The 24586-nt window shown below is 72.7% G+C and carries 24 protein-coding genes and 5 tRNA genes; 10 read left to right on the top strand and 19 right to left on the bottom strand.

All coding sequences use genetic code 11. The features are described 5' to 3' along the window. Nucleotides 1-12: 12 nt before the first annotated feature. Nucleotides 13-573, top strand: coding sequence for a CGNR zinc finger domain-containing protein (locus OG852_RS38820; protein ID WP_133913373.1), 561 nt, complete (start codon nt 13-15; stop codon nt 571-573). 98 nt (nt 574-671) lie between these two features. Here the strand turns inward: OG852_RS38820 and OG852_RS38815 are convergent, their stop codons facing one another. Both OG852_RS38815 and OG852_RS38810 read right to left on the bottom strand, forming a co-directional pair. After that, nucleotides 672-824: a hypothetical protein gene (locus tag OG852_RS38815; protein WP_166663568.1), complete on the bottom strand. Its 153-nt coding sequence runs from the start codon at nt 822-824 to the stop codon at nt 672-674. Nucleotides 825-1007: 183 nt separating this feature from the next. Beyond that, the gene (locus OG852_RS38810) at nt 1008-1466 is read right to left on the bottom strand and encodes a hypothetical protein (protein WP_330350324.1); all 459 of its coding nucleotides are present in this window, start codon (nt 1464-1466) and stop codon (nt 1008-1010) included. Between the two features lie 284 nt (nt 1467-1750). Between OG852_RS38810 and OG852_RS38805 the strand changes: the two genes are divergently transcribed. Next, nucleotides 1751-2317, top strand: coding sequence for a DsbA family protein (locus tag OG852_RS38805; RefSeq protein ID WP_330350323.1), 567 nt, complete (start codon nt 1751-1753; stop codon nt 2315-2317). A gap of 13 nt (nt 2318-2330) precedes the next feature. On the opposite strand, the gene OG852_RS38800 is transcribed toward OG852_RS38805, so the two are convergent. The 3 genes from OG852_RS38800 to OG852_RS38790 form a co-directional block, all read right to left on the bottom strand. Beyond that, nucleotides 2331-3167, bottom strand: coding sequence for a GNAT family N-acetyltransferase (locus OG852_RS38800; RefSeq protein ID WP_330350322.1), 837 nt, complete (start codon nt 3165-3167; stop codon nt 2331-2333). Between the two features lie 99 nt (nt 3168-3266). Next, the gene (locus OG852_RS38795; protein WP_133913376.1) at nt 3267-4088 is read right to left on the bottom strand and encodes an aminotransferase class IV; all 822 of its coding nucleotides are present in this window, start codon (nt 4086-4088) and stop codon (nt 3267-3269) included. Beyond that, nucleotides 4085-5128, bottom strand: coding sequence for a chorismate-binding protein (locus OG852_RS38790; RefSeq protein WP_133913377.1), 1044 nt, complete (start codon nt 5126-5128; stop codon nt 4085-4087). The genes OG852_RS38795 and OG852_RS38790 overlap by 4 nt, the downstream gene beginning before the upstream one ends. Nucleotides 5129-5383: 255 nt before the next feature. Here OG852_RS38790 and OG852_RS38785 point away from each other — a divergent pair. From OG852_RS38785 to OG852_RS38765, 5 genes are all read left to right on the top strand, one after another. Then, nucleotides 5384-5456 (top strand) — tRNA-Gly (locus OG852_RS38785). Nucleotides 5457-5493: 37 nt separating this feature from the next. Continuing rightward, nucleotides 5494-5567: transfer RNA gene (locus tag OG852_RS38780), tRNA-Cys, on the top strand. A gap of 1 nt (nt 5568) precedes the next feature. Next, nucleotides 5569-5640 (top strand) — tRNA-Val (locus OG852_RS38775). A gap of 36 nt (nt 5641-5676) precedes the next feature. Then, nucleotides 5677-5748, top strand: a tRNA-Val gene (locus tag OG852_RS38770). A gap of 43 nt (nt 5749-5791) precedes the next feature. Then, nucleotides 5792-5863 (top strand) — tRNA-Val (locus OG852_RS38765). Nucleotides 5864-5917: 54 nt separating this feature from the next. On the opposite strand, the gene OG852_RS38760 is transcribed toward OG852_RS38765, so the two are convergent. The 4 genes from OG852_RS38760 to OG852_RS38745 form a co-directional block, all read right to left on the bottom strand. Next, nucleotides 5918-6199, bottom strand: coding sequence for a TFIIB-type zinc ribbon-containing protein (locus tag OG852_RS38760; protein ID WP_330350321.1), 282 nt, complete (start codon nt 6197-6199; stop codon nt 5918-5920). 81 nt (nt 6200-6280) lie between these two features. Continuing rightward, complete coding sequence (locus OG852_RS38755; protein ID WP_330350320.1) at nt 6281-7237, bottom strand: phosphotransferase family protein; 957 nt, start codon at nt 7235-7237, stop codon at nt 6281-6283. Nucleotides 7238-8086: 849 nt separating this feature from the next. Further along, nucleotides 8087-8266, bottom strand: coding sequence for a hypothetical protein (locus OG852_RS38750; protein ID WP_133913380.1), 180 nt, complete (start codon nt 8264-8266; stop codon nt 8087-8089). 198 nt (nt 8267-8464) lie between these two features. After that, nucleotides 8465-8740, bottom strand: a complete 276-nt coding sequence (locus OG852_RS38745; RefSeq protein WP_133913381.1) for a hypothetical protein — start codon at nt 8738-8740, stop codon at nt 8465-8467. A gap of 196 nt (nt 8741-8936) precedes the next feature. Here OG852_RS38745 and OG852_RS38740 point away from each other — a divergent pair, with 196 nt between their 5' ends. Further along, nucleotides 8937-10418, top strand: coding sequence for a serine/threonine-protein kinase (locus OG852_RS38740; RefSeq protein ID WP_330351573.1), 1482 nt, complete (start codon nt 8937-8939; stop codon nt 10416-10418). 9 nt (nt 10419-10427) lie between these two features. On the opposite strand, the gene OG852_RS38735 is transcribed toward OG852_RS38740, so the two are convergent. From OG852_RS38735 to OG852_RS38700, 8 genes are all read right to left on the bottom strand, one after another. Continuing rightward, entirely contained in the window at nt 10428-11246 is an 819-nt protein-coding gene (locus tag OG852_RS38735) for a TrmH family RNA methyltransferase (protein ID WP_133913383.1), read from the bottom strand. 79 nt (nt 11247-11325) lie between these two features. Beyond that, nucleotides 11326-12588 (bottom strand): uroporphyrinogen-III C-methyltransferase, encoded by a 1263-nt coding sequence (gene cobA, locus OG852_RS38730; protein ID WP_330350319.1) that lies wholly within the window; start codon nt 12586-12588, stop codon nt 11326-11328. A gap of 207 nt (nt 12589-12795) precedes the next feature. Further along, the gene (cobT, locus tag OG852_RS38725) at nt 12796-17106 is read right to left on the bottom strand and encodes a nicotinate-nucleotide--dimethylbenzimidazole phosphoribosyltransferase (RefSeq protein WP_330350318.1); all 4311 of its coding nucleotides are present in this window, start codon (nt 17104-17106) and stop codon (nt 12796-12798) included. 366 nt (nt 17107-17472) lie between these two features. Further along, nucleotides 17473-18684 (bottom strand): precorrin-6y C5,15-methyltransferase (decarboxylating) subunit CbiE, encoded by a 1212-nt coding sequence (gene cbiE / locus OG852_RS38720; RefSeq protein WP_133913387.1) that lies wholly within the window; start codon nt 18682-18684, stop codon nt 17473-17475. 95 nt (nt 18685-18779) lie between these two features. After that, the gene (locus tag OG852_RS38715) at nt 18780-19418 is read right to left on the bottom strand and encodes a GNAT family N-acetyltransferase (protein WP_133913388.1); all 639 of its coding nucleotides are present in this window, start codon (nt 19416-19418) and stop codon (nt 18780-18782) included. A 176-nt stretch (nt 19419-19594) separates the two neighbouring features. Continuing rightward, nucleotides 19595-20431 (bottom strand): MetQ/NlpA family ABC transporter substrate-binding protein, encoded by an 837-nt coding sequence (locus OG852_RS38710; RefSeq protein ID WP_133913389.1) that lies wholly within the window; start codon nt 20429-20431, stop codon nt 19595-19597. Nucleotides 20432-20494: 63 nt separating this feature from the next. After that, a complete protein-coding gene (locus OG852_RS38705) occupies nt 20495-21232 on the bottom strand; it encodes a methionine ABC transporter permease (RefSeq protein WP_133913390.1) in 738 nt (245 codons plus the stop codon). Continuing rightward, on the bottom strand, nt 21229-22260 hold the full coding sequence (locus tag OG852_RS38700; RefSeq protein WP_133913391.1) for a methionine ABC transporter ATP-binding protein: 1032 nt from the start codon (nt 22258-22260) through the stop codon (nt 21229-21231). Before OG852_RS38700 ends, OG852_RS38705 begins: the two co-directional genes overlap by 4 nt. A 372-nt stretch (nt 22261-22632) precedes the next feature. On the opposite strand from OG852_RS38700, the gene OG852_RS38695 reads away from it, so the two are divergent. Together OG852_RS38695 and OG852_RS38690 are read left to right on the top strand one after the other, a co-directional pair. Further along, nucleotides 22633-22992 (top strand): hypothetical protein, encoded by a 360-nt coding sequence (locus OG852_RS38695; protein ID WP_133913392.1) that lies wholly within the window; start codon nt 22633-22635, stop codon nt 22990-22992. 1 nt (nt 22993) lies between these two features. Continuing rightward, nucleotides 22994-23413, top strand: coding sequence for a hypothetical protein (locus OG852_RS38690; RefSeq protein ID WP_133913393.1), 420 nt, complete (start codon nt 22994-22996; stop codon nt 23411-23413). Nucleotides 23414-23497: 84 nt separating this feature from the next. Here OG852_RS38690 and OG852_RS38685 read toward each other — a convergent pair whose 3' ends face one another. Continuing rightward, nucleotides 23498-23995, bottom strand: coding sequence for a GNAT family N-acetyltransferase (locus tag OG852_RS38685; protein ID WP_330351572.1), 498 nt, complete (start codon nt 23993-23995; stop codon nt 23498-23500). 45 nt (nt 23996-24040) lie between these two features. Continuing rightward, entirely contained in the window at nt 24041-24547 is a 507-nt protein-coding gene (locus OG852_RS38680; protein WP_330350317.1) for a sigma-70 family RNA polymerase sigma factor, read from the bottom strand. Between the last annotated feature and the right edge of the window lie 39 nt (nt 24548-24586).

Here is a 24586-nt window from a genome sequence, read left to right as displayed (position 1 = left end):
AGGGAGCGAAACGTGCTGATCACCCACGACACCCGGTGTGCGCTTGATGCCGTGGTGGATCTGGTGAACACCGCACCGGAGGACGAGACCACCCCGGACGCGCTGCCGGATGTCGCCGCCCTCGCGGAGTTCGTGCACAAGCACGACATCAGTGACGTCGGAGCGCTGTCCGAGTTCGACCTCTCCGCGGTGCGCAAGGTCCGGGGCCGGTTCGCCGGGATCTTCGCGGCCCGGGACGCCCGGACCGCCTCCGGCCTGATCAATGAGCTGGTCGCCGCCGCGGGCACCACGCCCCGTCTCACGGATCACGACGGCTACGACTGGCATGTGCACTACTTCGCACCCGGTGCCTCCGTCGCCGACCATCTCGCGGCCGACTGCGGAATGGCGCTGGCCTTCTTCGTGGTGGCCGGTGAGCAGGAGCGGCTACGACGCTGCGAGGCCCCGGACTGCCGGCGCGCCTTCGTCGACCTCTCCCGCAACCGTTCGCGCCGCTATTGCGACAGCCGCACCTGCGGCAACCGCCTCCATGTGGCCGCCTACCGCGCCCGCCGCAAGGAAGCAGCCGGCTGACGAGGCCCAGGACGTACGAGGAACCAACCCTCCGGGAACCAACCCTCGGCGGTGCCGACGCGGTCCCGGCGGGTGGCGCCGGGTACCGCGGGTACGGCTCAGAGCAGCAGCAGATCGTGCAGCGAAGCAATGAGCAGCAGACACCCGATCACCGCTAGGAAGATCATCAGCGGTGGCTGGGAAAGGGCGAAGAGGCATCCTCGCGGCTCGTCCTGAGGCGGCGCGGTGTCGCCTTGTTTCGTGTCCAGCATCTCGGGGCGATGATGGCGCAGGCCAGGCGTCCCACGCGATCAACGCGCCCGGAATGAGCGGGTGTTCGCAGTATTCCGTGACGTCGGTTTCAAGCCGTGATCGTTTTCGCACGCCGACGGGCCGACTGTGTCGTTTCAGCAGCGGTCAGCCGTCATGGGCCGTCATGGGGCGCGGCCCGCGCTTCATATGCCGTGCTTCTTCAGGATCGCCTCGATGTCGCTGAAGTCGTCGCCGGAGTCGGTGCCCCGTGCGGTGGATGTCGGTCGGGAAGCCGGGCGGGCCGCGGCCGGGCCCAGGGAGGGCGCCGAGGCCGCGGGAGCCACGGCGTCGGACCGCCCGGCGCGGGCGGCCGCCTTGCGCTCCTTGCGCGTACCGCGGCCGCCGCCCCTGCGGCGCTCCACGGCACGCGTGGTCGCGAACAGGGCCCAGGCGCAGCCCAGCACCACGAAGCCGGCCCAGGCGGTCGGGCTGAAGGCGGTGTCGGCGAGCCACTCGACGACACCGGTCATCACCAGCCCGAGCGGTACGAGCGAGTAGGCGGCGATCCGGGCGGCCGACAGGAAACGCTTGCGGTAGGCCGTGACCGCGGCGATGCCCAGACCGGCCACGGCGACGGCGGAACAGACGGTCTCGGCAATCATCCGGTCCTCCAGGCGGGGCTCACTCGGGCAGGGACACCATGACTCCGCGCCTCGCACGGGCGGGCGCTTCGTCCCTTCCATCCTGCACCTCCGGCCCCCTCCCGGGCCATGCTCCGAGGCGGACATCAGGGACATCTCCGGGTCGGCTCCTCCGCAGGACCCGGTCGGCGCCGCCGAGCAGTCGTACGGGAGGAGCAGGGTCCGGGCCGACGGCGCGCCCCGGGCCGGATGCGGGGCGGCCCTCCGGATTGGGGCGGGCGGGCGTCGGCTGGGAGACTGGTGCCATGAGCGACTCCTCCCCCGCCTCCCCCTCCGCATCGGCTTCCGGCACCGCGTCCGGCCCGGCTGCCCCGCGTCCCGCCGTCGTCCTGGACGTCTGGTGCGAGCTGCAGTGCCCGGACTGCCGCGGTGCCCTCGTCGACCTGCGCGCCCTGCGGGAGCGGTACGGCGACCGGCTGGAGCTGCGGCTGCGGCACTTCCCGCTGGAGAAGCACAAGCACGCCTTCGCCGCCGCGCAGGCCGCCGAGGAGGCTCTGGAGCAGGGCAGGGGCTGGGCGTACGTCGAGGCCGTACTGGGCCGGGTCGAGGAGCTGGACCGTACGGGAGAACCCTTCCTGGTCACGGTCGCCGGTGAACTCGGCCTGGACGCGGAGGAGTTCGACACCGCGCTGATCGACGGCCGGCACATCCTGATCGTGGACGCCGACCAGGCCGAGGGCAAGGCGATCGGTGTCACCGGCACCCCGACCTATGTCATCGGCGGCGAGCGTCTGGACGGCGGCAGGAGCCAGGAGGGGCTGCGCGAGCGCATCGAGGAGATCGCGGACCGCCTGCTGGCCGGGACCGCGTAGAGCCTTCGGGGCCTCAGAGCAGGTTCTTGTACATCGAGTAGCCGACGGTCACGTACCCGAGGGACTCGTACAGCCGCTCGGCAGGGGTGTTGCCCGCGAAGACGTTGAGGCCGAGCACCCGCCGTCCGGCGGCCAGCGTCTGCGCCTCGGCCAGCAGCATCAGGGAGCGGCCGTGCCCCCGGCCGCGACGCTCCTCGTAGACCTCGACGTTGTAGACGAAAGCCTTGTCGCCGGGGAGGGTGCCGGGGAAGGCCAGCCACAGGTCGCCGACCGGGGTGCCCTCGTGTTCCAGGACGCTGATGCGGGTGTTCTCCGTCGCCGGGCCCTGCGGCAGGGACCGCGCGTAGTCCCCGTGCGCCTTGGCCCGGGCGGGCTCGGCGGGTACCCCCCGGTCGATCCAGTCCTGCGCGTACTCCTCGATGCCGCGCTCGGCCCACGGGCCGTACTCGGCCTCCGTCATGGGCCGCGCCCGGCTGCCCCGCGGCAGTTCGGGCGCCACGGCGCCGAGTTGCTTCTCCATGCCGCGGTTGCGGTGGACGTATCCGAGGGCGGTCGCGAACCGCAGCGCGGCCGCGGAATCGCCCGGCACCCGGATCTCGACCTGTCGGCAGCCCCAGCCCCGGGCCACCTCCTCGGCGGCGAGCGCGGCGACCGTGCCCCGGCCGCGACCGCGGTCCGGCTCCTCGACGTGCAGGTCGTCGATGTGGGCGACGGCCAGCCCGAAGGCCGGATCGGTGGAGACGCGGACCGCTCCGACGGGACGGCTGTTCACACACACCCGGAAGTGGCGGGACAGAGCCCCGTCGGCAGCGCGCTGAAGCGGCTCGGTCGGCCGCAGGGTCGTGGTCATCAGGGGGTTTCTACCCGCCGTAACGACCGAAGTCAGCTCGTTTTTTCCGCAGCCGCGCACCTCAGGGTCCACGGGCAGTGGTTCTACGGGTCTACGGGTCTACGGGTCGAGGTCGTTCCCGGCGCGCTCGTCGAAGATCCGCATCGCCTTCGCGGTCACCGGGCCCGGCGCGCCGGGGAGTTCGCGGGTGTCGACGCGGTGGACGGCCTGGACGTCGCGGAGGGTGGAGGTGAGGAAGACCTCGTCTGCGCGCTCCAGCACGTCGAACGGCAGGTCGGTCTCCTTGGCGCCGGTCCACTCCACGGTCAACTGGCGGGTGATGCCCGCGAGGCAGCCGGAGGCGAGCGGCGGGGTGTGGATCTCGCCGTCCAGGACGACGAAGACGTTCGAGCCGGTGCCCTCGCAGAGCTGTCCCACGGTGTTGGCGAAGAGTGCTTCCGAGGCGCCGTCCTCGTGCGCGCGGGCCAGGGCGACCACGTTCTCGGCGTACGAGGTCGTCTTGAGGCCGGTCAGCGCGCCCCGCTCGTTGCGGGTCCAGGGGACCGTGATCACGGCGGTGGAGTCGGGGCGGCGGGTGGTGTCGCCGAGGGCGACGACGAGGGTGGGGCCCTGGTCGCCGCGGTCGGAGCCGAGGGGGCCGTGGCCGCCGGTGTAGGTGATCCGGAGGCGGCCGAGCGGCATCGGGTTCGCCTCGACGACGGCGGCGCAGGCCGCGCGGATCTCGTCGTGGTCGGGGTCCGGCAGGCCGAGGCCGCGCGCCGAGCGGGTCAGCCGGTCGAGGTGGCGGGTCAGCGCGAACGTCTTCCCGTCCGTCGCCTTCACCGTCTCGAAGATGCCGTCGCCCACGGTCAGGCCGTGGTCGAGGACGGAGACGCGGGCGGACTCGATGTCCTGCAGACCGCCGTCGAGCCAGATCTTCACCTCAGGGTCCCTTCACTCACCTCGTACGTCCCCGACGCTACCGCGAGCAGTCGGGCGGCCTTCAGTTCGGTCTCCAGCCACTCGGCCTCGGGGTCGGAGCCCCAGGTGATGCCGGCGCCGGTGCCGAAGCGCAGCACGCCCTCGGCACGGTCGATCCAGAAGGTACGGATGCCGACGGCCAGCTCGGCGGTGCCCCGGTCGGCGTCCACCCAGCCGATGCCGCCGCAGTACGGGCCGCGCGGCGCGGTCTCCAGCGCCTCGATGATCCGCAGGGCACTGGACTTGGGGGCGCCGGTCACCGAGCCGGGCGGGAAGGCGGCGTCGAGGAGTTCGGGCCAGCCGGCGTCGGCGCGCAGTTCGCCGCGGACCGTGGAGACGAGGTGGACCAGTCCGGGGTGCTTCTCGACCGCGCACAGATCGGGCACGGTCACGCTGCCGGTGGCGCAGACGCGCCCGACGTCGTTGCGGACCAGGTCCACGATCATCACGTTCTCGGCGTAGTCCTTGTCGAGGAGGTCGGCCTCGGTGCGGCCGGTGCCCTTGATCGGGCCGGACTCGACGGTCCGTCCGTCGCGGCGGAGGAAGAGCTCGGGAGAGGCGGTGGCGATCTCCACGCCGTGATCGGGCAGGCGGATCGTTCCTGCATAGGGGGCGGGGTTGCCTCGGGCCAGCAGCGCGGTCAGGGCGTCGACGTCGGCGCCGGGTGCGACCGGTGCCGTGAGCACGCGGCAGAGGTTGGCCTGGTAGACCTCGCCGGCCGCGATGTGCTCCCGTATGCGGCGCACACCCGCGGTGTACGCGGCGCGGTCGAGCGAGGACGTCCAGTCGCCGGCGGCGGGGCCCCGCCACTCCCCCGGCTCGGGCGCCGGCACCGGCTCCTGCCGTACGTCGGCGAAGCGGGCGCAGACGACACGGCCCTCGAAGTCCGCGCAGACGGCCCAGAAACCGGTGGAGTCGAGAGCGGCCGGGTCGTCGGTGACGTCGAGGAGGCCGGTGGCGACACGGCCGCCGAAGCGGGCGAGAGGAGACAGGTCGAGCACGGTGTCGAGTCTAGGTCGGGTGGGAGGCGGGGTGGTCGGGGTGGGTTCAGGGGGTTCCCTGGCGGGCCCTGAACAGGTCGGGAGTACGACTCCGAGCAGGTCCGGAGTACGACCCCGAGCCGACCGGGACGTGTCTTGTGCGGGTCCGGGCGGGGCCGCAGGGGCGCACGCTGCACAAACGCGTTTTTGTACTGGCCCAGGAATCCGCTAGAGTTCAACACGTCGCCGGGACGCGAGAGCGGACCGAAACGACAAGCGGACGTAGCTCAGTTGGTAGAGCGCAACCTTGCCAAGGTTGAGGTCGCGAGTTCGAGCCTCGTCGTCCGCTCGAAGGAACGTGGGGACTCCGTGTCCCCTACACTCCTGGTGGAGTGGCCGAGAGGCGAGGCAACGGCCTGCAAAGCCGTCTACACGGGTTCAAATCCCGTCTCCACCTCCAAGGACGATTAGCTCAGCGGGAGAGCGCTTCCCTGACACGGAAGAGGTCACTGGTTCAATCCCAGTATCGTCCACTGGATCCGCCGGACATCGCGGCGCGATCCGTACCCGCGCGATTAGCTCAGCGGGAGAGCGCTTCCCTGACACGGAAGAGGTCACTGGTTCAATCCCAGTATCGCGCACGCAGTGTTCGTGATCCGCTCCTCGGCGTGGTCGCGGTCCCGAGGACGATTAGCTCAGCGGGAGAGCGCTTCCCTGACACGGAAGAGGTCACTGGTTCAATCCCAGTATCGTCCACACACCGGAAGCCCCCGGCCGTCTCGTACGGCCGGGGGCTTCGTCGTGAGTGGCTCAGCTCGAGAACAGCATGTGGCCGAAGCTCTTGTGGCGGTGGTGGCCGCCGTGGTGGCCACCACCGTGCGGAGCGCCCCAGGCGGGGGCGGGCGGAGCGGCCGGGTACGCCTGCGGGGCGGGCGGCGGGGGTGCCGGCTGGGTCCACTGCGACTCCAGGCGGGTCAGCGCCTCCAGCTCGCCGTAGTCGAGGAAGATCCCCCGGCAGTTGGCGCACTGCTCGATCTGTACGCCGTTGCGGTTGTATGTGTGCATCTGTCCATGACACTTCGGGCACTGCATGGTTCGGCTCAACTCCTCGCCGGTCGGTCCTGTTTCGCGTACCGCCAGGACAGACTCTGTCCGGCTGCGGTCGGTTGCACCCTACTTCGCGGATCTCGACGGCAACTGCGGAGGTACCGAACCCATTCGGACACACGCGTCGACGAGGCACTGCTCGACCTCGTCCAGCGGCCGGTCCTCGGCCATGGCCTTCGTCACCGCTCTGGCGGCCGTCTGGACGGTGAGCGCGCGGGCGGGGACGTCGAGGGCGGGCCAGGGGTCGCCGTCCGCGGGGACCGCGGGGCCGCCCGCGGTGCGGTAGGCGTCCAGGAAGCGGGTCCACTCCTCGGGTGGGAGCAGGCCGCAGGCGTACCAGGCGGCGGGGCGGGCGAGGTCCCAGGCGGGCACTCCCACGCCCAGGTCGTCTACGTCTATCAGCCGCCAGGGGCCGTCGGGGGCGGGGTGGCGGACGAGTTGGCCGAGGTGGAGGTCGCCGTGGCAGAGGGTGGTGGTGTCGGGCATGGGAGCCTCCGCGCGGGCCCAGGCGGGGAGGGTGTGCCAGGCGTGGAGGAGGGGGGCGGTGGTGGCGGGGGGCGCTGCGGCGGTCCGGAGGCGGGCGACGGCCTGGGCTGCTTTGGCCGGGCCTCGCATCGGGGGGAGGGTGGAGAGGGCGGGGGTGAGGTGGAGGCGGGCGAGGAGGGTGGCGGCTTCCTCCCAGGGGGCCGCGTCGGGGTCGCCCGGGTCCACGGGGGTGCCGTAGGGCCAGAAGGTGACGAGACGGCCGTGCAGGGGGACGGGGGTGGGGGTGAGTGGGGGGAGGAGGAGGTCGGGGTGGTGGGTGGCGGTGGTCAGGCGTGGGGTGAGGTCGGTGGACGTGGTGGTGGGGGCGTGGGCCTTCGCGACCGTGTCTGCGTGGCGTACGACTGTGGCGTCGGCGCGGTCGGCGAGGGTCCCTGCGGGGCAGGGGCGGGGGCGGGGGCAGGTGTGGTGGGGGGAGTTCGGGTGGGCCTTGGCCTTGGCTCGGGCCGTGAGGGCGGTGAGCAAGGGGGTGGCGGTCACGGGGCTCCCTGGGGTGGTGCGGGGTTTGGTGGTGAGGGTACGGCGCGGAGTGTTGCGCTGCGGCGCTCCGTCCCTGGACCTCGATGTTTCTCGCCCCCGCCGCCCCTACCCTGCCCATCCCCCAGGGGCTCCGCCCCTTCGACCCCGCCAAGGGGCTCCGCCCCCTGGACCCCCGATCGGCCCCGAAAGGGCCTCGTCCTCAAACGCCGGACGGGCTGAAACACACGCACCCCCTCCGGGTGGGTGGGGGCTGGGGATGGCGGGGCGCTCGGCCTCGGACGCCGGGCGGGCTGAAGCATGCGCACCCGCGCCGGACAGTGCAGGCCCCTCCGGGTGGGTGGGGGCTGGGGATGGCAGGTCGCTTGCCCTCGGACGCCGGGCGGGCTGAAGCACGCACCGGCGTCGGACAGTGCAGGCCGCTCCGAACGCCGGACCGGCTGACGCACGCGCACCCGCGCCGGACAGTGCAGGCCCCTCCGGGTGGGTGGGGGCTGGGGATGGCGGGGCGCTCGGCCTCGGACGCCGGGCGCGCTGACACACGCGCACCCGCGCCGGACAGAGCAGGCCGCTCCGGACGCCGGACCGGCTGACGCACGCGCACCGGCGTCGGACAGTGGAGGCTCCTCCCAAGGGCGGGCGGGCTGGAGCATGCGGGGTGGGGCCGGGCGGTGGAGGTTTCTCCGGGGGGAGGGGGCCTGTTCTCCGATGGCGGGTGTTGGGGTACGGCAATGCCGGCGCAGCTCCCCAGCTGCGCCGGCATTTTTTGCCGTCCGCCGCACCCCCGTCCCCACGGGGTTTCATGGGTGGATGTCCCCGCCCGAACCGCTCTTTCGGGCCTGGGGTCGCCGCTCAGCGCCCCAGCATCACGCCCACGGACGACGCCTGTGTGGCCACTGTCTCCCAGCCGTCGAAGACGAGGAGGAGCAGGGCCGCCAGGGGAAGGGCCATGAGTGTCGCCACCAAGGGGTGGCGGCGGCCCGTGCGGCGAGTGCGGGTGCGGAGCACGGTCCGCGGTGCCGTGTGGGCCATGGTCCCTCTCCTGACCGTCTTGGTTGTCCTTGGCAGCGGCGGGTGTCTGACCTCGGGGGACGAGTGCTGCCACCCGCCGCTTGACCTCAAATCTAGGTGCGCGGCCGGCGGAGCACGTCATGCCCTCGTACCGATTGCCGGGCCTCCCGGAGGATGAGCCCTGAGCTGGGGTGTACTCCCCTGGGTGGAGACGGAGTCCTAGGTCTCGGGGTTCTCCCGGTAGGGGTGTCCGGTGGGGGACGGTTTTTCCGAGCTGTCCTCGCGCGGGATCGGGTGCTCGACCAGGGCCAGGACCCTGTTGGCCATGAAACGGGCGGTACGGACGACCGTCCCGGTCCGCGTGACTTCGCTCACTTCCACCACCCCTCGACGGACCGCTGTCTCCACCCTGCGGCCCGCTCTGCCGGCCACCACCTCATAGGTCCGTGTCGTGTCGCCGGCGTCCACGACTATCTCCACTCGGTCGCCCTTCACCGATCCAATCCCCCTTCTGTGACAGGTGGTTGAGGTCACAGCAGGGTCAAAAGGCGCCTGTTCTCAAGCCCTCTGACCACTCTTCAAGTCTCCCACCAGGCACTGACAATCGATCGGGACGAGAGGGCGCGGCCTCTGCGCGCGAGCGGCCGTGGAAACGTAAGCTGTGCCACGTCACACGGACCGGGCAGCGGGGATGAACATGGCGATGATGCGCCTGAGGCGCGAGGACCCGCGCGTCGTCGGCTCGTTCAAGCTTCACCGACGGCTCGGCGCGGGCGGGATGGGTGTCGTCTATCTGGGTTCCGACAAGAAGGGCCAGCGGGTCGCGCTGAAGGTGATCCGGCCCGATCTGGCGGAGGACCAGGAGTTCCGGTCGCGCTTCGCGCGCGAGGTGTCGGCCGCCCGCCGGATCCGGGGCGGATGCACGGCCCGGCTGGTCGCCGCGGATCTCGACGCCGACCGGCCGTGGTTCGCCACCCAGTACGTTCCCGGGCCCTCGCTCCACGACAAGGTCAACGACGAGGGGCCGCTCGGGGCCGCCGAGCTCGCGTCGATCGGGGCCGCGCTGTCGGAGGGGCTCGTCGCCGTCCACGAGGCCGGGGTCGTGCACCGGGACCTCAAACCCTCCAACATCCTGCTGTCCCCCAAGGGGCCGCGGATCATCGACTTCGGCATCGCCTGGGCGACCGGCGCCTCGACGCTCACCCATGTCGGCACGGCCGTCGGCTCCCCCGGCTTCCTCGCGCCCGAACAGGTGCGGGGAGCCGCCGTCACCCCGGCCACGGACGTGTTCTCCCTCGGCGCCACCCTCGCCTACGCCTCCACGGCCGACTCCCCCTTCGGGCACGGCAGTTCCGAGGTGATGCTGTACCGAGTAGTGCACGAGGAGCCCCATCTGCACGGTGTCGCCGACGCCCTGGCCCCGCTGATCCGGGCCTGTCTGGCGAAGGACCCCGAGGAACGGCCCAGCACCCTCGATCTCTCGCTGCGGCTGAAGGAGATCGCCGCCCGCGAGGCCCAGGGGATGGGCGACGCACGACCGCCGGTGCCGAGGGCCGCCGAGGCGGACCGGCCCACCGGGCGGCTCAACCACTCCAGCTATCCCGAGCGCACCCTGCGCCAGCCGGGCCCGTCCGGGACGGGAGCGGGTGCGGGTACGGGAGCAGGTCCAGGGGCCGGGCACGGGCACGGGTACGGGGGCGGTCAGGGGGCCGGGGGCGGTCAGGGGGCCGGGGGCGGTACTCCTGCGCCTCGGGGTGGAGCCTCCTCCTCCCGTGGGGCGGCTCCCTCTCGGGGTGGGGTTCCCTCCCGGGGCGGAAGTGCCTCACGGGGTGGTGGCGGTGGCTCCTCCGCCTCGCGGTCCGGAAGCCGCCCCTCCCCCTCCTCGCGCGGCGGTCGTCCCGGCGGCAGCGGCAGCCGGCCCGCACCCCGCAGCGGGGCCGGGCGGCCGGGGCCGAGGAACACGGGGACCGGTCGTCGGCCCGCCAATCCACGGCTGCTGCGCCAGCGGCTGTTCGTCTTCGTCGTGGTGACGCTGCTGGTCGCGCTGGGCATCGGCATCGTCCAGGGCTGCCAGGGGCCGGCCCGTGGGCTCGGCGGCAAGGACGGCGTCGTACGGCATCAGGCACGGCTGTCGCAGTCCCCGCCGCACGCTCCCCCCGTCGGCGGGGAGTAGGACGACCCGTCAGCTTCGGGGGCGGCCCGTCGCCACCGCGTAGAAGGCGACCGCTGCCGCCGCGCCCACGTTGAGGGAGTCGACGCCGTGGGACATCGGGATGCGGACCCATTCGTCGGCGGCGACCAGGGCCTGGGTGGACAGGCCGTCGCCCTCGGCGCCGAGCATCAGGGCGACCCTGTCCATACGGTGCGGGGCCGCCTCGTCCAAGGAGCGGGCCTTCTCGTCCGGGGTGAGGGCGAGGAGGGTGAAGCCGGCCTCACGGACCGAGTCCAGGCCCTTGGGCCAGGTGTCGAGTCGGGCGTACGGCACGGAGAAGACCGCGCCCATCGAGACCTTCACACTGCGGCGGTAGAGGGGGTCGGCGCAGTCCGGGGAGAGCAGGACCGCGTCCATGCCCAGCGCTGCCGCCGAACGGAAGATCGCGCCGATGTTCGTATGATCATTTACGGATTCCATGATCACGACCCGGCGGGCCACCCGGAGGAGTTCGGCGGCCGTCGGGAGCGGCTTGCGCTGCATGGAGGCGAGGGCGCCCCGGTGCACGTGGTAGCCGGTGACGCGTTCGGCGAGCTCCGGGCTGACGGCGTAGACCGGGGCCGGGAGCTCGTCGATGACATCGCGCATGACGTCGACCCACTTGGCGGAGAGCAGCATCGAGCGCATCTCGTACCCGGCGTCCTTGGCCCGCCGGATGACCTTCTCGCCCTCCGCGATGAACAGGCCCTCGGCGGGCTCGCGCTTGCGGCGCAGCTCGACGTCGGTCAGGCCGGTGTAGTCGCGCAGGCGCGGGTCGTCGGGGTCCTCAACGGTGATGAGATCGGCCACAGGGTGATACTGCCTTGTCCTGGGTGTGGTGCCAACGGCTGTGAACGGGTTGTGTTACCCGGGGTTACGCCAGGCCTGGTCAGGCCGACGTCTTCGGTCCGGGCTCCGGCTCCGGCTTCGACTCCGGGCCCACCGCGACGACCTCGCCGATCACGATGACCGCGGGAGGCCTGACCTCCTGCGTCCGTACCGTCTCGGCGACCGTCGCCAGGGTCGCGTCGACGCGGCGCTGGGCGGCGGTCGTGCCCTCCTGGACCAGGGCGACGGGCGTCTCGGCCGGCTTGCCGTGGGCGACGAGCGTCTCGGCGATCTTCCCGATCTTGTCGACGCCCATCAGGATCACGAGGGTGCCGGTGAGCCGGGCGAGGGACGGCCAGTCGACCAGGGAGCGCTCGTCGTCGGGGGCGACATGGCCACTGACGACCGTGAACTCGTGGGCCACACCGCGGTGGGTGACGGGGATTCCGGCCGCGCCCGGGACCGAGATGGAGCTGGAGATGCCGGGGACGACCGTGCAGGGGATGCCGGCCTCGGCGAGGGCCTGGAGTTCCTCCATGCCACGGCCGAAGACATAGGGGTCGCCGCCCTTGAGGCGGACCACCGACCTGCCCTGCCGGGCGTGCTCGATCAGCGCGTTGTTGATGGCCTCCTGGGCCATGTACCGGCCGTACGGGATCTTCGCCGCGTCGATCACCTCGACGTGCGGGGGGAGTTCGGCGAGGAGGTCGCGGGGGCCGAGGCGGTCGGCGATGACGACGTCGGCCTCGGCGAGGAGGCGGCGGCCGCGGACCGTGATCAGGTCGGGGTCGCCGGGGCCGCCGCCGACGAGGGCGACGCCGGGGGTGCGGGTGCGGTGGTGGGGGGCGACGAGGGTGCCGTCGCGCAGGCCCTCCACCACCGCGTCGCGGATGGCGGCGGTGTGGCGGGGGTCGCGGCCCTTGGCGTCCGTGGTCAGGACGGCGACGGTGACGCCCTCGCTGGTGCCGGTGGCCGGGGTCCAGGCGGTCGCCCGGTCGGCGTCGTCGGAGCGGACGCACCACACGCGGTGGCGCTCCGCTTCGGCCGAGGCGTGGGCGTTGGCCTCCTGGTCGCTGGTGGCGATCAGGGCGTACCAGGCGTCCGCGAGGTCGCCTTCGGCGTAGGGGCGCCTGTGCCAGGTGAGTTCGCCCGCGTCCGCCATCGCCTCCACGGAGGGGGTCGCTTCAGGGGACACGAGGTGGATGTCCGCGCCCGCCGCGATGAGGGCGGGGAGGCGGCGCTGGGCGACCTGGCCGGCGCCGAGGACGACGACCCTGCGGCCGGTGAGGCGGAGGCCTACGGGGTAGGCGGGGTGTTCGGCCATGAGGGTGCGGCTCCTCCGGGGCTTGGCGGTTGCCCTGACGTGCACATTTTAAGGGTGCGGGGGTTCGGCGGCTGAGGTGTCCGGTGGCTGGGCACCACGGGCCGGGTGCGGGCCGTGGCACCACCGCGGTCCGCCACCATGTGGCCGTCGGGCACCTCGCCTCAGCGAGAAAGCACCCGGAACCGTCGTCCCGGGTGCCCCTCACGCCTACTTCTCGGTGACGCCCGCCGAGTCGAAGGTCGCCACCTCGTGCATGGCCCTCGCCGTGCTCTGCACCAGCGGCAGGGCCAACAACGCGCCGGTGCCCTCGCCGAGGCGGAGGTCCAGGTCGACCAAGGGGCGCAGGCCCAGCTTGTTCAGGGCGGCCACATGCCCCGGCTCGGCGCTGCGGTGGCCGGCGATGCAGGCCGCGAGGACCTCCGGGGCGATGGCGCGGGCCACCAGGGCGGCGGCGCCGGCGCTGACGCCGTCCAGGATCACCGGCGTCCGCAGGGACGCGCCGCCGAGCAGGAGGCCGACCATCGCCGCGTGCTCGAAGCCGCCGATCGCGGCCAGGACGCCGATGGGGTCGGCCGGGTCCGGCTGGTGGAGTTCCAGGGCACGGCGGACCACCTCGGTCTTGCGGGCGAGGGTCTCGTCGTTGATGCCGGTGCCGCGGCCCGTGACCTCGGAGGGGTCGGCGCCCGTGAACACGGAGATGAGGGCGGCGGACGCGGTGGTGTTCGCGATGCCCATCTCGCCCGTCAGCAGGGCCTTGTTGCCAGCCGCCACCAGGTCGCGGGCGGTCTCGATGCCGACCTCGATGGCCTGCTTGGCCTCCTCGCGGGTCATCGCGGGGCCCGTGGTCATGTCGGAGGTGCCGGCGCGGACCTTGCGGGGCAGCAGGCCGGGGGTCGCCGGGAGGTCGGCGGCCACGCCCACGTCCACCACGCAGACCTCGGCGCCCACCTGGCTCGCGAAGGCGTTGCAGACCGCTCCCCCGCCGAGGAAGTTGGCGACCATCTGGGCCGTCACCTCCTGCGGCCACGGGGTGACGCCCTGGGCGTGGACGCCGTGGTCGCCCGCGAAGATCGCGACGGCCGCGGGCTCCGGGATCGGCGGCGGGCACTGCCGGGACAGACCGGAGAGCTGCGCGGAGATGATCTCCAGCATGCCGAGCGCGCCGGCCGGCTTGGTCATCCGCTTCTGCCGCTCCCACGCCTCGCCGAGCGCCTTGGCGTCCAGCGGGCGGACGCTGGCGACGGTCTCGGCGAGCAGGTCGTGCGGGTCCTCGCCGGGCAGCGCGCGACGGCCGTACGTCTCCTCGTGCACGACCCAGGACAGCGGGCGGCGCTTGGCCCACCCGGCCTGCATCAGCTCGGGCTCGGGCGGGAACTCGTCGACGTAGCCGACGCAGAGGTAGGCGACCACTTCGAGGTGCTCGGGCAGGCCGAGGGCGCGGACCATCTCACGCTCGTCGAAGAAGCTGACCCAGCCCACACCGAGGCCCTCGGCGCGTGCCGCGAGCCAGAGGTTCTCGACCGCGAGCGCGGAGGAGTACGGCGCCATCTGGGGCTGGGTGTGGCGGCCCAGGGTGTGGCGGCCGCCGCGGGTCGGGTCGGCGGTGACCACGATGTTCACCGGGGTCTCGAGGATGGCCTCGATCTTCAGTTCCTTGAACTGCTTCGCACGGCCCTTGGGGAGGGACTTGGCGTACGCGTCGCGCTGACGCATCGCCAGTTCGTGCATCGCGCGCCGGGTCTCGGCGGAGCGGATCACGACGAAGTCCCAGGGCTGCGAGTGCCCGACGGACGGCGCGGTGTGGGCGGCCTCCAGGACCCTCAGCAGCACCTCGTGCGGGATCGGGTCGTCGCGGAAGCCGTTGCGGATGTCACGGCGCTCGCGCATGACCTTCAGGACGGCCTCGCGCTCGGCGTCGTCGTACGCGGGCGCGGCAGGACCGGTGGACTCCCTGGCTTCTTCCACGGTGGCCGTGCTCTCTTCCTGGTCGGCGGCCCTGGTTTCCAGGTCCTCCGGGTTCTGCGCGACCTCGGGGTCGTGGTCGGCCTGGACGTCGGCCTCGGGCTCCGGGTCCGGGGTCGCCGGGGCGGGAGCTGGATCGGCCGCACGGGGGGCGGGAACGGTGGGGACCGTGGGGGCAGCCGTCGCGACGGCGGGCTGCACGAGGACCGCCTCGGGCTCTTCCGCGGCCGCCTCCACCGGTGCCTCGGGCTGTTCCGCGGGTGCCCCGGCCGCCGCCTCGGGCTGCGTCTCGGCGTGGTGCGGGATGTCCGGGAGGAGCTGCACGCCCTGGGGCGGGGTGGGGGCGAGGTGCGGGGTGGTGGGCACAGTGCCCTCGACCGGTACGAAGGTGCCGGCGGGCTGGTCCGGCTCGTCCGGCTGGTCCTGCTGGGGAGTCGGGGTCGGGACCGGTTGGGCCTGCACGGGGGCCTCCGCGGCAGCCTCGGTCGGCGCGTCCGGCTGCGGGGCAGCCACTGGGGCCGGGGCCGGCTCAGCGGTGTCCAGGATCTGAGATGCCTCGTCCGGCTGGTGGGCTGCCGGGGCGACAGGTTCGGGCGCCACCGCCTCCTCAGGGCTCGGCTGCGGCTCCGGCTCCGCTTCTGCGGTCGGCTCCGCGGGCTTCGCCTGCTCGGGGGCGGGGTGGGTCTCGGCCACCGGCTCGGGCTGCGGCTGCGGCTGCGGCTGCGGCTGCGGTGTGTCCTGTTCGGCGGGCGGGGCCGCCACCGCGGGCTCGGCGGGCACGGCGGGTTCAGCCGCTTCGGCCTCGACGGGAGCCACCGCCTCGACGGGTGCGGCCGGAGCGTCGACGGCCTGCGGGGCTTCGGCGGGCTGTGCGGCCTCGGCGACGGCCGCAGCCTCGGGCGTGAGCACGTCTTCGACGGGTCGCACGGTGTCAGGGACGATCGCGGGTGCCGGAGACTCGGCGTCCTCCTGGACATCCTGCGCCGGCACGGGGACATCGGCGGCGGCTACTGCGGGAGCCTCCACCTCCACGGTCACCGCTTCCTGCGCGGGCTCTGCCGGTGCGGGTGCCTCGCTGGGGGCGGCAGGTTCGGGAGCCTGGGCCGCGGTCCCGGGCGTGGGCGCGACGGCCTGGGCCGCCTCCTGCACGGGGGCCTCTTCCGGAACCGGCGTCTCGGACACGGCCTCCTCGGCGGGGCCGGCCTCGGGCAGCGGCGCCGCCTCGGGCTCCGGCACCACGGGGGCGTCCACGGCAGCGGGGGCGGCCACTTCGGCGGCGACCTCGGCCGCCTCGGAAGCAGCCTCGGCGGGAGCCTGCGCCACCTCGGCTACGGCGGCCTCCTCCCCCTGCGCGACCTCGGCGGCGGGGGCACTCACCTCAGGCGCCTGCGCCTCCTCGGCAGCGCTCCCTTCCGCGGCCTCAGCCACCTCGGCAGGAACCGCTTCGACCGGTACGGGCTCGACCGGTGCCGTAAGCGCAGCCTCCGGCACGGACGTCGGCGCCGCGGCGACCGGCACCGCGGCGACCGGCTCCACGAACCCGACCGGCTCCTCGCCCCCGGCCACCGGCGCCGTCTCCTCCACCTCGTCGGAGACGTCCTGCTCGCCCTCGGCGATCAGAGCCGCTCCGAGGAGCTGGCCGGTGTCGACGATCCCGGACGCGGTGGGAGAGAACGGCTGGGGCGCGGCAGGCGCGGGCACCTGGGCGGAAGCCGCGGTCACGGCTCCGGGGACCTGCGCCGCAGGGGCCGTGGGCAGGACACCACCGGCAGCGGCATCCCCACTGGCAGCGGGAGCGGCACCGACAGCGTCACCGTCGCCGCCCCCCTCACCGCTCGTCGCGGCGATCGCCTCCGTGGCCACGCGGGCCACGACGGCGTCGGCGACGCTCAGCGGCCCGGGCTCCGGGGTGGCCGTCGGCTCCGCCGCCGGAACCGGAACAACCGTTTCCGCAGTCGTCACCCCGGACGACACCGGCCCCTGGGCCGGAGCGGCGGCGGCAGCCGGAGCGGCCGGCTGGGCCGCGACCGGAGCGGCGACCGGCGCGGTCGCCTGAGCCGCGGGTCCCCAGGGCGCCGCGCCCTGTGGGGGCGTCTCGCGCAGGGGAGGGACGTCGAGGTACTCGGGGCCGGTGGCGGGCTGGGCCGGGTGGCGGACCGGGGCGCCGGCCGGGCCTCGGTCGGCGAGGGAGCGGACCGGGCTCGCGGAGGCGTCGGGGATCGGCGGGCCCAGGTGCAGGGGCCGGCGCGGGGCGGGCTGCGCGGGCGCGGCCGGACCGGGCAGACGTACGGCGCTGAGGTCGACCGAGCCGCTGTCGCGGCCGGAGAGCTCGTGCGGGCCGGGCTCGTGGACCGTCTCGACGACCGGCTCGGGTGCGGGCGGCGCCACCTCGTTGCCCCAGGCGCTCTGGGCGCCCGGCAGCAGCAACAGGTCTTCGTCCTCGGCGGTGGTCTCGGAGAGGTAGGTGTACGCGCCGTGCGCGGGGGCGCTCGGCTGTTCCACCGTGCCTGCGTTCTCCGGCAGCCCCTCGCCCGGGACCTGGCCGGTGTCGGTCATGCGTACCCCTCGCCCATCGGTTTAGTGCTCCTACGACCAGCTCACCCGGAACGGCGCACCGATCGCCCCGTAGTGAAGAACGAGCGTCCGGGCCCAGCGGCACGAACGACCGCCTGAAAAAGCGACAAAGCCATTCAGTGGCATTGTCCCGTTCGCCGTCGCCTCGCGACAGGTTGATCTCCGTCGCTCCACTGTGGACTGCGCCACGTTGCGCGCGCTCCGGTTCTGCCGTACCACACACAGCCCAAAAGGGATGTGTTTTCCGGACATTGGCCGACGAAGTGCCGGGCGAACGGAAGCGGTACGACGATCGTTCAGCCTACCGCGAGCGGTACGACAACAGGATCACCGGGAGGGCGAACCGGGTCACGTCCGGCGGTCCGGGAGAACCCCGCTGAGCAGGAACGCGACGCTCCGTTCGGTCTCCGTCCACAGCCGCGTGTCGAGTTGGACGGACTGGACGAGGGCGCACTCGACGCCGTAGCCGTGCTCGGTCAGGTCGCGGCCGACGCGTTCGGCGGCGTCACGGGTCGCCGCGTGGGTCACTATGCGCTGCGGGCGGCGGTCGGCGACCGCGGAGACGACGGCCGCTCCTCCGCCGCCGACGCGGACGACGTCCGGTTCGGGCAGGTTCTCCAGGACGTGCGGGGCCCTGCCGCGGACGATCTGGAGCTGGACGCCGTGGCGGCGCGCGGTGGCGTCGGTGCGGGCGCAGGCCTGGAGGTCGTGGTCGACGGCGAGGACGGCCGCGCCGGTGCGCGCGGCCTCGGTGGCGAAGGCGCCGCTGCCGCAGCCGATGTCCCAGACGAGGTCCCCGACGCGGGGTCCGAGCCGGGCGAGTTGGGCCGCCCGCAGCAGGTCCGACTCCCCCTCGGCGAGGCCGCCGCCGTAGGCCTGGGCGGGCAGGGCCCAGCCGCGCGCGCCGGTGGCCGGGTCGCGTCCGGCGATCCAGTCGCCGTCGCCGCCGGCGCTCGCCGGGCCGCCGATGACGATGACGACGTTGGGGTCGCGCCAGGTGTGGTCGACGGCCTTGTCGGAGGTGAGGACGCTCACCCGCTCGCGGTCGGTGCCGAGTTCCTCGCAGACCACGAAGGTGCGGTGGACGCCCTCCAGGAGCAGGCCGAGCTCGGCGGGGCCGGCGCCGGGCGAGGTGAGGACGGCCACCTTGGTGTGGGCGCGGCAGACGTTGACGGCGCGGCGCAGGGTGCGCCGGTGGGCGACGACCACCTGGGCGTCGTCCCAGGGCATTCCGGCGCGGGCGAAAGCGGCGGCGACGGAGGAGACGGCCGGGACGACCTCGACCTCCAGGCCGAACTCGGGGGCCCGCAGGGTGCGTACGACACCGAAGTAGCCCGGGTCCCCGTCGGCGAGGACCACGGCGGTGCCCCGGTGGCCCGCGATGCGGCGGGCGGCGAGGGAGACGCTGCCCAGGCGGATGCGCTCGGCGGCGGGCGGTATCTCGGGCAGCGCCAGGTGGTGGGCCGCGCCGGCCACGAGGGTGGCGGCGCCGAGTGCCGAGCGGGCCGCGGCGGTCAGCGGCGAGCCGTCCCAGCCGATCACCGTGACGCGGTCGGCCATCGTCGTCAGTCTCCCGGGGGTTCACGCAGGCAGCGGGCTCCGTGAGCGTACCTGGTCGCGCGGGCCGGGGAGCTGCCCGATCACCGTCCGGGGAGTCAGTTCCAGTCGGTGTACGAGGTGAAGCCGGCGCCCTCGGCGAGCTGGTCCGCGGCGCCCTCGATGTCCTCGGGCAGCAGGCTCCACACGATGTAGTCGGTGCGGACCTCGGTCCAGCTGCCGTCCTCGGCGCGGGCGCGCGCTATGCAGGCGCCTCGCAGGACGCCTTCGCTGATACAGCCGATCTTCTGCGCGACCTGCTGGGAGGCGGTGTTGTCGGCGGCCGTGCGCAGCTCGATGCGTTCGAACTTCTGGTCGGTGAACAGCCACTGGGCGGTGGCCAGGGCGGCCTCGGAGGCGTAGCCCTCGCCGCGGGCCCAGGAGGCGACGATGTAGGACAGTTCGGTGGACCGGACGTGCCAGTCGGTCCTGGCGAGCCGGATGACGCCGACGAGCCGTTGGGTGAGGAACTCGGTGACGGCGAGGTCGAGGCCCCGTCCTGCCGTGCGGTCGTCGGGGGCGTCCTCGGTGATCCAGCGGCGGGCGGCCTGTTCGCCGTAGGGCTGGGGGACGTCCGTCCAGGCCCCGATCTGCTCGTCGTTCATCATCTCGGCGAGGGCGGGCACGTCGTCCTCGTCGAGGGGACGCAGCACCAACCGCTCCGTGCTGATGGAGATGGTGGGGAAGGTGCTCGTCATGAAGCCGCTCCGTAGCCTTCGAAACCCCGGTGTCCGACCGTCCCGTACCTACCGGACCGTCAGGACCCGCTGAACTGCCCAGCATGCAGCATGAAAGCACTGAACGGCACCACGGGGTCCCCACCCTTCGTGAGGGAGCGGACCCCGTGGGTTGCGGAGGTGACCGGCGGGAGCGGTCAGAACGCGGCGACGACGGCGCCGTCGTACGTGTCCTCGATGAACTTCTTCACCTCGGCCGAGGTCAGCAGCTTCGCGAGCTTCTGGATCCGCGGGTCGTCCTCGTCGCCCTTCTTCACGGCGAGGAAGTTGGCGTACGGGTTGTCCTTGGGGGACTCGGCGACCAGGGCGTCCTTGGCGGGGCTGAGGTCGGCCTCCAGCGCGTAGTTGCCGTTGATCACCGCGGCGTCGACGTCGGCGAGGGAGCGCGGCAGCTGGGCCGCCTCCAGCTCCTTGAACTCCAGGTTCCTCGGGTTGGAGGTGACGTCCTTGGGGGTGGCGTCGTAGCCGGCGCCGGACTTCAGCTCGATCAGGCCGTTGGCCTCGAGCAGCTTCAGCGCGCGGGCCTCGTTGGTGGTGTCGTTCGGCAGGGCGACGGTGGCGCCCTTCTTCAGGTCGTCGAGCTTCTTGACGCCCTGCGAGTACAGGCCGAGCGGCTCCAGGTGCACGGTCGCGCCGGGGACGGCGACGATGTCGGTGCCGTTCTTCTTGTTGAAGTCGGTGAGGTACGGCTGGTGCTGGAAGTAGTTGGCGTCGACCTCGCCCTGCTGGACGGCCGTGTTGGGGGTCACGTAGTCGGTGAACTCCTTGACCTCCAGCTTGAGGCCGGCCTTCGCGGCGAGGTTGTCCTTGATGTAGGCGAGGATCTCGCCCTGCGGCGTGGGGGTCGCGGCGACGGTCAGCGTGGCGTTCGCGTCGGTGCTGCCGCTGTCCTTGTCCGAGCCGCAGGCGCTGAGCCCGAGGGTGAGGGCTCCGGCGGCGAGGACGGCGGTGGTGATCTTGGCGGTGTTACGCACGAAAAGTGCCTTTCCTAGGGGTGGTGCGGCCCCGCTGTGGGTGTGCGGGGAGTCGGGGAGGCCTTATGCGGCCTTGCTCACCTCGGCGGCGGCCGGGTCCTCGGTCTTGAGCAGCCGCAGCTTCGGGGCGGCGCCGGAGCGGCCGCCGCGGCGGTGCAGGGAGCGGGCGGCCCAGTCGCCGGCGAACTGGATGAGGGAGATCACGACGGCGAGGATCGCGACGGTGATCCACATCAGCTCGGTCTCGAAGCGCTGGTAGCCGTAGCGGATGGCGATGTCGCCGAGGCCGCCGGCGCCGACGGTGCCGGCCATGGCGGAGTAGCCGATGAGGGCGACGACCGTGGTGGTCGTGGAGGAGATGAGTGAGGGGAGGGATTCGGGCACGAGGACCTTGCGTACGACGGTCCAGGTGGTGCCGCCCATCGACTGCACGGCCTCGACGAGCCCGCCGTCCACTTCGCGGACAGCCGTCTCGACCAGGCGTGCGAAGAACGGGACGGCGCCGATGGCGAGCGGCACGATGGCGGCCTCGCGGCCGATGGTCGTCCCGGTGATCGTGCGGGTGAAGCCCATCAGCGCCACCATCAGGATGATGAACGGCATGGAGCGGGCGATGTTCACGACCTGCCCGGTCACCTTGTTGGCGACGGCGTTCTGGAGGAGTCCGTCCTTGTCGGTGAGGACGAGGAGGAGGCCGAGCGGGAGTCCGCCGGCGACGGCTATGAGGGTGGACCAGCCGACCATGTAGAGGGTGTCCCAACAGGCCTGCTCCAGCAGGGGCTGCATCTCCGACCAGGTCACTTGGCACCTTCCTTGACCAGCTGCGGCTCTCCCACGACGTCGATCCGCAGGCCCTGTTCACGCAGGAAGCCGATCGGTACGACGTTGTCCTCGTAGCGGCCGGGCAGTTCGATGCGCATCCGGCCGACCTGGAGGCCGGCGACGGTGTCGATGGCGGCGCCGAGGATGGAGATGTCGATGTTGTAGGTGCGCGAGAGCTGGGAGATGACCGGCTGGGTGGCGCTCTCGCCGTGGAAGGTGACGTCGACCACGGTGCGGTCCTCGCCGGTGGCCTCGCCGCCGACCGGGAAGAGCGCGGCGGCCAGTTCGGAGCCGGGGGTGGCGAGCAGTTCGCCGACCGTGCCCGACTCCACGATCCGGCCGCGCTGCATGAGGGCGGCGGAGTCGCAGACCGACTTGACCACGTCCATCTCGTGGGTGATGAGCAGGACGGTCAGGCCGAGCTGCCGGTTCAGGTCGCGCAGCAACTGGAGGATGGAGCGGGTGGTCTCCGGGTCGAGGGCGCTGGTCGCCTCGTCGGACAGCAGCACCTTGGGGTCGCCGGCGAGGGCGCGGGCGATGCCGACGCGCTGCTTCTGGCCGCCGGAGAGCTGGGCGGGGTAGGACGTGGCCTTGTCGGCGAGTCCGACCAGGTCGAGCAGGTCCAGCGCCTTGCGGGAGCGCTCCTTGCCGGAGACCCCGAGGATCTCCAGCGGGAGTTCCACGTTGTCCTGGACGGTCCGGGAGGACAGCAGGTTGAAGTGCTGGAAGACCATGCCGATCCGGCTGCGCGCCTGCCGCAGCTCCTTGCCGGCCCGCGGTCCGCGGCCGACGAGGGCGGTGAGGTCCTGGCCGTCGACGGTGACCGTGCCGGCGGTGGGGCGCTCCAGGAGGTTGACGCAGCGGATCAGCGAGGACTTGCCGGCGCCGGACTGGCCGATGACGCCGTACACCTCGCCTTCGCGGACGTGCAGGTCGACGCCGTCGAGGGCGGTGACCTCACGGCCGCGCGAGCGGTAGACCTTGGTCAAGGCCGTGGTGGTGATCACGTGGATTTCCGTCACTGTCGAGTGCGCGGGCGTGGGTGTGCCCGGGCGCACGGGTGCGTTCGTTCAGGACGCGGCACGTCTCCGGCCGGGGTTTCCCGGAGAGAACGGGTGCGCGGAGCGGAGGCTCTGGGGGGGGTGCGGGGCCCGCTAGCAGGCGCGCATTCGACACATACGACACATACAGCGCACGCCGGGCGTCAGGATCGCCTCGGTCGCAAGGGTGCGGCTGCTCGTCGTGGTCATGTGCATCAGTAAAGCAGACGTACGGTACTGACAAAGAAACGCTTGTCCGCATGTTGGACGGCCGTGGACAGGCATCGCCGACGCGGGGCCGGACGCGGGGTGGCGCATACGGCGTAATAGGGTCACCGCATGCTTGATGTCCTGACGCTGGTGACCGGCGTCGCCGCGCTGCTGCTCGCCGCCTGGTGCGGCTGGGCGGCCCATCGTGACCAGCCGACGAAGGACTGGCACTTCATGGGGATGGCCGTGGTCTCGGTGCTGGCGCTGACGCAGCTCGTGATCGGGGTCGTCCTGCTGGCCTGGGGCCAGAAGCCGGCGCAGGGCACGACGATCTTCGTGGCGTATCTGCTGGGCGCTTTCGCATGCGTGCCGGCGGCGGGGCTCATGTCGCTGTCGGAGCGGACGCGGTGGGGGTCGGTGACCGTCGCCGCGTCGGCGGTCGTGCTCGCGGTGCTGGAAGTGCGGCTCTACGACATCTGGGGAGGCTGAGATGACGGCCGTTCAGGAGAAGCCGGCCCGGCTGATCGGCGGGCCCGGCCTGGTGCTGGTGTGGTTCTACGGCGTGATGGTCGTCGGCGCGGTGTCGCGGTCGGTGTACCAGATCGCGACGGAGTTCGACCGGGCGCCGCTCGCGTACGCGCTGTCGGCCGTCGCGGGCGTGGTGTACGGGTTCATCACGTACTCGCTGGTGCGGGGCGGGGAGACGGCGCGGCGGGCGGCGCAGGTGTGCTGCGCCGCCGAGCTGGCGGGGGTGCTGGTCGTCGGTACATGGACCCTGGTGGAGCCGTCCGCCTTCCCCGACGCGACCGTGTGGTCGGACTACGGGATGGGGTACGTGTTCATTCCCGTGCTGCTGCCGCTGTCCGCCCTCTACTGGTTGCGGAAGGCGCGGGCGGAGCGGGTCGGCTGAGGGGCGAGGGGCGTCGGCGGCTGCCGGTGCGCTGTGGCTCGTCGCACGGTTCCCCGCGCCCCTGAAAGACCGAAGCGCCTGACGTCACGCCGTTTTCGCGTACTCCCCCGCCACCTTCTCCAGGACGATCATCGGTACTCCGTCCGCGCCCTCGGCCGTGCCCACCGTCTCGTAGCCGACGCGGCGGTAGAGGCGGAGGTTGCCCTCGCTGCGGTGGCCGGTATGGAGGCGGAACTTCTTGGCGCCGCGCTCCTCGGCGAGCGCGGCCTCGGCGGCGCGCAGCAGGCGGGCGCCGATGCCGTGGCCCTGGAGGCGGGGGTGGACGCAGAGTTTGCCGATCGAGGCGGCGCCGTCCTCGGTGACGTGCCCGCGGACCGAACCGACCACCTCGTCGCCGAGCCGGGCCACGAAGACGCAGTCGGAGGCGAGTTCCTCCTTGACCGAGTCCAGGGTCTGGACGAGCGGGGCGATGCGGTAGTTGCCGTACAGCGCGGCTTCGCTCTGGAAACACAGGTACTGCAGGACGAAGATCTGCTCGGCATCCTGCTCGGTCGCCACCGAGATGGTCACGCTCATGCCCATGTGCGCACGCCTCCCGCTCACCTGATCGCCTTGGGTCCTTCACTCCTATCCCCGCAGTTGGCGGGCCGCAACCTCCGGTGCAAGCAAACGCCTCAGACATCCCAGACATCTGGAACGTTCCGGGCCGAGACTTCCCTGTGAGATACCCAACTCGCCCGCGATCTGCCGGTAGGTGGGGTCCTCGGGCGAGAGGAACGCGTCCAGGAGGCGGGCGCAACGGCCGGGCAGGCGGTGCACGGCCTCACGCAGGGCGCGGCGGCGGGCGGCGGCGAGGGCGAGCTGCTCGGGGCCGCGGTCGCGGTCGTCGGCCGGGTCGGTGTCGTACGGCTGCTCGAAGCGGGTCGTGCGGCGGGTGCGGCGGACCTCCGCGCGCACGGCCCGGCGCAGCCAGCTCTGGGGGTCGGGCGGCGGGCCGTCGGTGGCGAGGTGCTCCAGGAGGCGGAGCCAGACCGCCTGTTCCAGGTCTCCGGGTTCGGTGCCCGTGGCGTGGGCCTCGGCAAAGGCCTCGGCGGTGAGCAGGGGGCCGAGGTCGGTGAGCAGGTCGTGCGTCATGTGCCGGACGATGCGGCCGCGCGGGCGGCTGGTTGCCCG

The sequence above is a fragment of the Streptomyces sp. NBC_00582 genome (assembly GCF_036345155.1).
In the GTDB taxonomy this organism is placed as follows: Bacteria; Actinomycetota; Actinomycetes; order Streptomycetales; family Streptomycetaceae; genus Streptomyces.
The sequence above is the reverse complement of the archived record's forward strand: the minus strand, read 5'-3'. Positions and strand labels throughout refer to the sequence as shown.

Bases quoted from the DNA above. Each gene is read 5' to 3' on its own strand.
- cobA (WP_330350319.1), bottom strand. From the start codon at position 12,588: ATGGCCGAACACCCCGCCTACCCCGTAGGCCTCCGCCTCACCGGCCGC.
- OG852_RS38750 (WP_133913380.1), bottom strand. From the start codon at position 8,266: ATGGCCCACACGGCACCGCGGACCGTGCTCCGCACCCGCACTCGCCGC.
- OG852_RS38715 (WP_133913388.1), bottom strand. From the start codon at position 19,418: ATGACGAGCACCTTCCCCACCATCTCCATCAGCACGGAGCGGTTGGTG.
- OG852_RS38685 (WP_330351572.1), bottom strand. From the start codon at position 23,995: ATGGGCATGAGCGTGACCATCTCGGTGGCGACCGAGCAGGATGCCGAG.
- OG852_RS38740 (WP_330351573.1), top strand. From the start codon at position 8,937: ATGAACATGGCGATGATGCGCCTGAGGCGCGAGGACCCGCGCGTCGTC.
- OG852_RS38695 (WP_133913392.1), top strand. From the start codon at position 22,633: ATGCTTGATGTCCTGACGCTGGTGACCGGCGTCGCCGCGCTGCTGCTC.
- OG852_RS38800 (WP_330350322.1), bottom strand. From the start codon at position 3,167: ATGACCACGACCCTGCGGCCGACCGAGCCGCTTCAGCGCGCTGCCGAC.
- OG852_RS38690 (WP_133913393.1), top strand. From the start codon at position 22,994: ATGACGGCCGTTCAGGAGAAGCCGGCCCGGCTGATCGGCGGGCCCGGC.
- OG852_RS38810 (WP_330350324.1), bottom strand. From the start codon at position 1,466: ATGATTGCCGAGACCGTCTGTTCCGCCGTCGCCGTGGCCGGTCTGGGC.
- cobT (WP_330350318.1), bottom strand. From the start codon at position 17,106: ATGACCGACACCGGCCAGGTCCCGGGCGAGGGGCTGCCGGAGAACGCA.
- OG852_RS38815 (WP_166663568.1), bottom strand. From the start codon at position 824: ATGCTGGACACGAAACAAGGCGACACCGCGCCGCCTCAGGACGAGCCG.
- OG852_RS38680 (WP_330350317.1), bottom strand. From the start codon at position 24,547: ATGACGCACGACCTGCTCACCGACCTCGGCCCCCTGCTCACCGCCGAG.
- cbiE (WP_133913387.1), bottom strand. From the start codon at position 18,684: ATGGCCGACCGCGTCACGGTGATCGGCTGGGACGGCTCGCCGCTGACC.
- OG852_RS38760 (WP_330350321.1), bottom strand. From the start codon at position 6,199: ATGCAGTGCCCGAAGTGTCATGGACAGATGCACACATACAACCGCAAC.
- OG852_RS38805 (WP_330350323.1), top strand. From the start codon at position 1,751: ATGAGCGACTCCTCCCCCGCCTCCCCCTCCGCATCGGCTTCCGGCACC.